Source organism: Clostridium amazonense (genome assembly GCF_056431285.1).
Genome location: NZ_JBWKMH010000023.1, coordinates 65734 through 75056 on the forward strand (window position 1 = coordinate 65734; position 9323 = coordinate 75056).

Sequence of the window (9323 nt, forward strand, 5' to 3'; positions counted from 1 at the left end):
TTTGGAATTTAAAATTGTAAATATAGGGTTTCAAATTGAAAAATGAAATTGTTCGTATTCTAATTGAGAAAGATTAATTCAAAGTATAGTACAAAAATTAGCAATGAAGGATAAAACTGAAGTCTCAGTTTATTTGAATCAATTTTTATGATGATTTGCTAAGTAAATTAATTGAAAATAATATAAAAACGTAGTTTTTAGGTATTTCCATTTATAAATATTAAGAACAAAGTGAATAATATTAACCATCATTGTTAATAGTTAACTGTTAATTGGTTCCAAACATGATAATAGAATAAACTGTAAGATTAATAGTATTTTTTGATAAAGATATTATTTTAAATTTCGAATTTGGAACCCTATATAATTTAAATTAGGATGTGAAGAAATGATAAGTGTAAAAAATTTATGTAAAGATTTTTATTTTGAAGATAAAAGTCAAAGTGTATTAAAAAATGTTAGTTTAGAAGTTGGCGGTAATGATTTTATAACTATTATGGGTCCATCTGGTGGAGGAAAGTCAACATTATTACAAATACTTGGCTTACTTACAAAGCCAAGTAGTGGAGAGTTTTATTATGATGATAATGAAATTAATTTTAAAAATGAGAAATTATTAAATTTATATAGAAGAAATAATATAGGTTTAATTTTTCAAAATCATAATCTAATATCTTGTTTGTCACCAGTTGAAAATTTAATAATAGCTATGAATACAAAAGAAAGTTATAAGGAAAAAAGTATAAAAGCAAAAGAATTACTAGATAAAGTAGGGCTTTCAAAGAAATATAATGCAAATATTTCATCATTATCTGGTGGAGAAGCACAAAGGGTTTCTATAGTTAGAGCATTAGTTAATAGTCCAAAGGTAATATTATGTGATGAGCCAACAGGAGCATTAGATTCAACTAATAGTAAAAAAATAATGGATTTATTAATAAATATAAAAAATGAGACAAAGTGTACACTTATTATAGTTACTCATGATGAAGAAATTGGAAGGCTAGGAGAAAGAAGAATTTATTTGAAAGATGGTGAGATATGTGAAGTGGATAGAAATATTTAAATTATATAATACAAAGAAAATCAAGAAGGAAAAAGTACTTTACATATTTACTATAATATCAATTTTAATAGCTGTAAGCATTTCTCTTATTATACCTCAAGTTAATTTAGAAAATGAAAAGTATATAGAAAGCAATATAGAAATTATAAATGGTGGAGATTTAAATATAAGTGTTGGTGAAAATCCACAAAAAGAGTTTGATAAAAAATTAATAGAATTAAAAAATGAAGGAATAAAAGTAGAAACATCAAATATTATAAACTGTTATTACAAAAAGGATTCTAATAAAATAATAGGAAATGTTGTAATTGGAGATTATTCATTGAATGATGATGAAATAATACTTCAAAGAACTTTAGCTAAAGTTTTAAATGTAAAAGTTGGTGATTCTGTTAAATTTGATACTCAAGGTAATGGTGTTTTTGAATATAAAGTAAAAAATATTGAGGAAGTTTCTAGTGGTGTAGATAGGGATACAGAATTACTTGGATATGGTAAGGTTCAAAGTAATAGTAATTTAGATAAAATATTAGGGAAAAAAATTATCAATATAAATGGCAAAGATGGTGAAAAATTAAAAAGTGATTTATTAGAAATAGATGATTCTAATATTTATACAACAATACAAGATAAAAGGAATGAAATGAAAAGTGAAATATCGGTGCAAAAAACTACACTGGGAATTTTAAGTACCGTTAGTTATATATTTTCCAGCTTAACTATAATAAGTTTTGTTGTAATGATTATTTTAAAAAGAAAAAAAGATATTGCAATTTTAAAATTAATATCGATAGATACAAAAGATATAAAAAAATCATTGTTATTAGAAATGTTATTTTTAATATTAGTGCCAATTATAATAAGTGCATTTTTAAGTTATTATGGTTCAAATTTAATACTAAGATGGTGTGGAGTAATTGTAAGTGGTATTAATATAGAAAGAATTAATTTAATATTAAAAGATATGTTTTTTAATATTGTAGTGTTTTTCGTATTGGTCAATATAGCAATGAATATTTTAAAAGGTATAAGTTCAATGTGTGTATTAAGAGCAGATGAAAAATATATTAAAAAGCAAAGTAAGAAAATAGGAATAACTACTATAATCACTATTCCATTACTTTTAGTTGTATATTCAATTTATTTTAATAGTGTAGAAAATTTAGGTAGTAGCATTTTGGTTGTTTTAGTTATATTAATTTTTTTAGGCATAATATCTTTAATGATAAAAATATTATCTAGGATTAAGTTTAGAAATTCTATTATAATGTATAGTGTAAAATCTATAAAAAACAGATTCTTTTCATTTGTACTTATAGTTATGAGCTTAACTCTTACATTATGCGTTATATTAATAGGTTTTAATTTAGAAGACTCTATTAAATGTAACTTTCAGTCTTCATTAGAAGAAAGTTTACCTTATGATTATTATATAGAAAGTAAAGATTATGATAATATAGAAAAAATTTTAAAAGATTATAATATAAATGGGTATATTAAAGCTTCAAGTATAAGTGGAAAAGTCAGAAATAACAATTTTAATAGTATGTATAAAAATTTGTATATAAGTGAGATTAATAAGAATGATTACAAATTAAAATATAACATAATTATGGGTGATAATCTTTTTGAAGGTGAAGAGGGAGTAATAATTTCAGATGAGATGCGAGAGCGAAATATGCTTGATATTGGTGATGTTTTGGAAATAGAAACAAGCAAAGGCATCATAAAAGAAAAGATAAAAGGTGTATATAAAAGTGGTGGAATAAATACATCTTCAATATTAAAGGAAAATGTAGAATTTGGAGATGAAGTAAATTACTTAGTTAAGTCTAAAAGTGATGATTTTATAGAAAAATTAAATAATAGCATTGTATTAAGTATCAATGATGTAGGTGAAAAATTTGCAATGGATATGGGAAGATTTCTAAGGATGTTTAGAATTTTATCAGTAATATGTATCTTTGGAACTGTACTATTTAATATTAATATGGTATGTATGAATTGTAATAAAGATGAAAAAAATGAAGAGATGTTAATAACATTAGGTTTTGGAAAATTATCTATAATAAAAGTACAAGCTATAAAAATCTTACTTTTGATTTGTTTCAGCTCAACATTATCAATAGGAATTTATAGTATTGGTATTAATATGTTTTTTAAGTTATTAATTAATAGTAGTGGAAAAGTAAGTTTAAATATAATAGTCTTAAATATTATTGTTTCTATAATCATAGCATTCATATCTTTTATTTTACCAATAAGAAAAATAGTAAAAAAGAAAGAACTCACTTTGCTTAGAGAAGAATACTAAGATTATAATAATGTATATAAACTATAGAGTTATAAAGTTAAATTATTCATGTTTCAAGTGATAATTCTAATTAAAAGTGAATATTAAAATTGAGTTTCTAATTAGTTGAAAACATAGTTTTTAGGTATTTCTATTTTTAGATATTAGGAATGAAGTGAGTAATATCAACCATCACTTTTAACTTTTCACTCTTACTTCTTACTTGGTCCAAAATATAAAAATAGGGATAAACGCTAATGTTAATAGTATAATTTGATAAAGATATTATTTTAAATTTGAACTTAGAACCATATGTAGGAGGTTTAAAAAAATTGAAAAAGAAGTTTTTGATAATTGAAGATGATATAGATATAGCACTTATGATAAAAGAATATTTAAAGAATGAAGATTATGAAGTATTTATAGGAAATGATGGTGAAGAAGGCATAACTATTTTTAAAGAAAATGATATAAATCTTATTATGTTAGACGTAATGATGCCTAAGATGGATGGTTATGAAGTTTTATCAAAGATTAGAGAATTTTCAAATGTGCCTGTAATTATGTTAACAGCTAAAGGGCATCAAATGGATAAAGTTATTGGGTTTAAAAAAGGATGTGATGATTATATAGTTAAGCCTTTCGATTTAGTAGAATTAAATTTAAGAATTAAAGCTATTTTAAGAAGAAGTGAAGTTATATTAGCTGAAGATAGTTCAATAATAAAATATAAAGATATAATTATAAAAAAATATGAGTATAAAGTTTTGAAGGATAAAAGTGAATTAAAGTTAACAAAGAAAGAGTTTGATATTTTAGTTTTACTTATGGAAAACCAAGGAAGAGTTTATACTTCAGAAGTTATATATAATTTAGTTTGGAATGAAAAATATTTAGAAAATGATAAATCTGTGATTACTCATATTAGAAATTTAAGGGAAAAATTAAATGACACAGTAAAAGACTCTAAGTATATTAAAACTATATGGGGAGTGGGGTATAAAGTTGAAAAAATTATTTAATTTAAAAGGAGAAATAGTTGTACGAATAATTATTTCAATTATATTAGGTTTCATTTTTTCAGCTTTATTGTCTAACCTCTACAAAAATATATTTTATACTGAAGATAAATTAATAAGTTTAGCAAATGAAAGAAACACAAATGAATTAAATATGATAAAAAATCAATTGCACATAGAAGATGGCAATGAAGAGGTAGTTTGTGAAAATATAAAAAGATTAGAGAAAATGACACCAGAGAGCTCCTTTATAAATAGAATATTTATTGTTGACAATCAAGGAGTAGTAAAAAAATCTAACGGAAAATTTAAAATAGATAAGTTTAATTTAGATAAAGGTGAGGGCACATATTTAGTAGTTAATGAGTATAAGTTTATAGCAACTAATGTAATAAAATTAAATAAAGATAGATATATAGTGTATTTAAATGAAAATAACATATATGATGATAAGTTAATGTTTGGACTTTTAATTGTAATATCCTTTATGATATTTTTAATTTTTATTAATGGAAGAATTAAATATATAAACAATATAAGTAAAGATGTTAGAAAAATAGCAACTGGGAATTTATCTAATAGAGTAAATTTAAAGTATAATAATGAACTGACTTCTTTGGCAAAAGATATTAATTATATGGCAAAAGAATTAGAAAATAAGGATTTGACTGAAAAAGAGTTTATAACTAATATTTCACATGATTTAAGGACACCATTAACTACAATTTTAGGCTATTCTAAAATGCTTGAACAAAGGGTTTACTCAAATGAAGAGGAATTAGAAAGATATGTTTCAATAATTAATAAAAAGGGAATTTATTTAAAGAATATGTTAGATGATTTTTTTGATTATACTAAACTATGTTCTAAAGATATGGAGTTAGAACAAGTCAAAATAAATCTAAATGAGATGATTATGCAATTATTAGATGGAGAGGAACTATATTTTAAAGAAAAACATTTAAATCTAAATGTTGCTTTAGAAAATGATGCTATATATACCTATGGAAATTCAATTCTTATAGCACGAGCAATTGATAATTTAATAAGTAATGCACTAAAATATTCAAAAGAAAATACTGAAGTAGAAATAAAACTGCAAAGAAATACAGTAAATAAAAAGGAATATGGAGTTTTTTCTATAAACAATGTATCAAAAACTAAAATGTCAAAAGATGAAATTAATGATTTATTTAAGAGATTATATAAAATGGATAAATCGAGAAAAGATGAAGGTAGTGGATTAGGACTTGCCATAACTAATGAAATAGTAAAAGTACACAATGGATTTATACATACAAAATCTAATGAAAATAAAATAGAGTTTTCAATAGGTTTTGTTTTAGAAAGTTAACGTTATTATTCAATTTATAGAACTGCTAAGGTTTGTATAAAAAAACTTAGATGTTCTATAAATTGGATATTTTTTTATTTTTTATAAATTCATATAGCATAATAATAAATTCTAATACAAATACTTATTATATGTAATTTGAAAATTAGAAGGTAGGAGATTTTTATATGCTAGAGTTAAAAAATATTTATAAAAGTTATATAACTGGAGATTTTAAGCAAATCGCTCTTAATGGAATAAATTTAAAGTTTAGACAAAAGGAGTTTGTAGCAATTTTAGGACCAAGTGGTTCAGGAAAAACTACATGTTTAAATATAGTAGGCGGTCTTGACAATTATGATGATGGAGATTTGATTATAAACGGTAAGTCAACTAAGAATTTTAAAAATTCTGACTGGGATGCCTATAGAAATAATAGTGTAGGATTTATCTTTCAAAGTTATAATTTAATTTCTCATCTTAGTATTATGGAAAATGTTGAAATGGGAATGACTTTGAGTGGAATTTCTAATGAAGAAAAGCATAAAAAGGCAACTGAAGTGTTAGGAAAAGTGGGATTAAAAGAACATATACATAAAAAACCTAATCAGTTATCTGGTGGACAAATGCAAAGAGTAGCAATAGCTAGGGCGCTTTCAAATGACCCAGATATAATACTTGCAGATGAGCCAACAGGTGCATTAGACACAAAAACAAGTATTCAAATTATGGATATAATCAAAGAAATTGCAAAAGAAAAGCTAGTAATTATGGTTACTCATAATCCAGAACTTGCTAAAGATTATGCAGATAGAATAGTTGAATTTAAGGATGGTAATGTTATATCCGATAGCAATGAAGCAAGTGAAAGTGCTATAAATGAAGATTACAAATTAAAAAAGACAAGTATGAGTTTTATAACAGCATTAAAACTCTCAGGAAGAAATATAGCAACTAAAAAATGGAGAACAGCACTTACAGCATTTGCATCTAGTATTGGAATAATAGGTATAGCTTTAGTATTATCATTATCTAATGGATTTAAAAAACAAATATCAGAATTTGAAAGTAATACATTGTCAGGTTTTCCAATAATGATTACAGAAAGTACTTCAGAAGTTGATGTAGAGTCTATGAAGGAACAAAGAAATGAATTCCTTGGCATTTCTAAAGATGAAGATAGTGTAAAAGAAAAGGTTATATATCCCTATGATCCATTAGAAGGAATTGAGGTACATACTAATATATTTTCAGATCAATATATAAATTATATTGAAAGTATGAGTTCGGATTTGCTTGCTGGAATTTCATATACAAGGCTTGTAAATATGAATATATTAAGATTAGATGGTGATATTTCAAAACCTGTAAATCAATCATTAATAAATTTTTCAGCATATCCAGATACTTTAAACAGCAATGGTGACAGTTATTTAGAAAATAATTATAATTTATTACAAGGTTCATATCCTAAAGAAATTACTGATTTGGTTATGGTTGTGGATAATAAGAACAGAGTAGATTATTCAATTTTAGATGAACTTGGAATAGACTCAAGCAAAGAAAGTATTAGTTTTGATGATGTTATAGGAAAAGAATTTAAAGTAATATTTAATAATGATTATTATAAGAAAGTAGGAGATACGTTTATTATAAACAGTAATCCTAGCAATTTAATAGATTTATATAATAATAAAAATGCTATTACTATAAAAATAGTAGGCGTTATTAGAGCAAATGATAGTAGTAAAATTGATATAATTCCAGTAGGAATAGCTCATTCAGATGAATTATCAATAAAGTTCATAGATAATGCACAAAACTCAGAAATAGTTAAAGAGCAAGAAAAAGTTAATTATAATGTATTAACTGGTGAAAAATTTTTAGAGAATAATTCAGTAAATCCTATGATGAACGTAAATCAAATGATAAGTGGTCAAATTGCATCAGCACCTATAACTAAGGAGTCGGTACTTGCAAGTTTTGGTGCTATAGGTACACCATCATTAATTACTATTTATCCAAAAGATTTTAATGATAAAGATGAAGTGTTAGATTATTTAAATAGCTGGAATAATGGGAAAAGCAAAGAAGATTCAGTTATATATACAGATATGGCTAAAACATTTACAGATTTAATAGGTGGACTTATGAATGCTATAACACTAGTTTTAATTGCCTTTGCAGCTATATCATTAGTTGTTTCTTTAATTATGATAGGCATTATAACTTATATATCTGTACTTGAAAGAACTAAAGAGATAGGAGTTTTAAGAGCTTTAGGCGCTCGTAAAAAAGATATTACTCGTGTTTTCAATGCTGAAACATTTTTAATTGGAACATGCTCTGGAATTTTAGGCATAATTATTGCATACTTATTGACAATTCCTATAAATAATATTATTTACAATATGACTCAGTTAGAATCAGTAGCAAAGCTTAATCCAATGCATGCAATGCTTCTTGTAATTATAAGTGTTTCATTAACTATGTTAGGTGGAATGATTCCGGCCAAAATGGCAGCTAAAAAAGACCCTGTAGAGGCGTTAAGATCAGAATAGGATATTTTAAAAAATTGGGATGGGAGGATATTTTTATGACTAAAGATATTAGAAGAGGATATGCTTTAAATGATGAAAAAGAGTTTTCAGATGAAAGTATTAATAAATTGGTTACTGCTGGAGAAGATTTATTATATCTTTTAAATAGAGATTATAAAATTAAAGGAGCATCTACATTTGTAGGAAATCATTATCTTTTATCTGAAAGACAAAGACTTGCACTTGTAAGAGGTGTTTCAAAAGAAGAAAATATTAGATTAAGAAAATCTAAGGAAATAAAGGGTGATTTATCAGGTAAAATAGTACATATAGATGGGCTTAATACAATAATAACATTAGAAGTAGCATTGTCTAAATCAATAGTTATAAAGTCTATGGATGGAACTATAAGAGATTTAGCAGGACTTAGAGGTACATATTCAGTTATAGATAAAACTTATGTAGCTATTAAATTAATTAAAAATATGCTAGAAAAATATAAAATTAGTAAGGCTATATTTTATTTAGATGCACCAGTTTCAAATTCAGGTAGATTAAAAATGAAAATATTAGAAGAATTATCGTTTGCAAGCTTTGAAGTTGAAGTGGAAAATATAAATGGTGTAGATAAAGTATTAGAGACAAAAGAAAATGTCATATCTAGTGATGCTATTATATTAGATAAATGCAAAAGCTTTTATAATTTAAATGATAAAATTTTAAAGGAGTTAAATATTGAACTTAATGTTATAGATTTTAGTAAATTATATATTTATAGGGTTCCAAGTTCGAATTTAAAATAATAGATTTATCAAATGATACTACTAATCTTATAGTTTATTGCTATATTTATATTTGAAACCAGTTGACAATTGAAAATTGACAATTTTAAACTCATAGGCCCCTATAGAAATGTAGACTCATAATTCAAATGGAATTATACTAGGATTAATGAATGGAGGGGTGCATTATGAGTGGAAATTTTATTAGAAAATATACTGAGGAAGAACGAGTGAAAATTGTGGAAGAGGCTTTATCATCTGGAAGCAATTCGCTAGTTGCAGCAAAGTAT

The 9323-nt window shown here is 24.5% G+C and carries 6 protein-coding genes; all 6 read left to right on the forward strand.

Annotation, left to right across the window (positions count from 1 at the left end):
* The first annotated feature begins 388 nt into the window (after nucleotides 1–388).
* The 6 genes from AC07E4_RS08555 to AC07E4_RS08580 all read left to right on the forward strand — a co-directional run bounded on the left by AC07E4_RS08555 (nucleotide 389) and on the right by AC07E4_RS08580 (nucleotide 9054).
* Complete coding sequence (locus AC07E4_RS08555) at nucleotides 389–1066, forward strand: ABC transporter ATP-binding protein (protein ID WP_478216124.1); 678 nt, start codon at nucleotides 389–391, stop codon at nucleotides 1064–1066.
* Nucleotides 1044–3380, forward strand: a complete 2337-nt coding sequence (locus AC07E4_RS08560) for an FtsX-like permease family protein (protein WP_478216125.1) — start codon at nucleotides 1044–1046, stop codon at nucleotides 3378–3380. The genes AC07E4_RS08555 and AC07E4_RS08560 overlap by 23 nt, the downstream gene beginning before the upstream one ends.
* A 311-nt stretch (nucleotides 3381–3691) precedes the next feature.
* Nucleotides 3692–4381 carry a response regulator transcription factor gene (locus AC07E4_RS08565; protein WP_478216126.1) on the forward strand — a complete coding sequence of 230 codons (690 nt, stop codon included), beginning with the start codon at nucleotides 3692–3694 and terminating at the stop codon, nucleotides 4379–4381.
* Nucleotides 4365–5732, forward strand: a complete 1368-nt coding sequence (locus tag AC07E4_RS08570; protein WP_478216127.1) for a sensor histidine kinase — start codon at nucleotides 4365–4367, stop codon at nucleotides 5730–5732. Before AC07E4_RS08565 ends, AC07E4_RS08570 begins: the two co-directional genes overlap by 17 nt.
* A gap of 167 nt (nucleotides 5733–5899) precedes the next feature.
* Nucleotides 5900–8272 (forward strand): ABC transporter ATP-binding protein/permease, encoded by a 2373-nt coding sequence (locus AC07E4_RS08575; protein ID WP_478216128.1) that lies wholly within the window; start codon nucleotides 5900–5902, stop codon nucleotides 8270–8272.
* A 35-nt stretch (nucleotides 8273–8307) separates the two neighbouring features.
* Nucleotides 8308–9054, forward strand: a complete 747-nt coding sequence (locus AC07E4_RS08580) for a DUF434 domain-containing protein (RefSeq protein ID WP_478216129.1) — start codon at nucleotides 8308–8310, stop codon at nucleotides 9052–9054.
* The last annotated feature ends 269 nt before the right edge of the window (nucleotides 9055–9323 follow it).

What these genes read in the sequence shown, in the direction of transcription:
- AC07E4_RS08555 (WP_478216124.1), top strand. Translation starts at nt 389, where the DNA reads ATGATAAGTGTAAAAAATTTATGTAAAGATTTTTATTTTGAAGATAAA.
- AC07E4_RS08575 (WP_478216128.1), top strand. Translation starts at nt 5,900, where the DNA reads ATGCTAGAGTTAAAAAATATTTATAAAAGTTATATAACTGGAGATTTT.
- AC07E4_RS08580 (WP_478216129.1), top strand. Translation starts at nt 8,308, where the DNA reads ATGACTAAAGATATTAGAAGAGGATATGCTTTAAATGATGAAAAAGAG.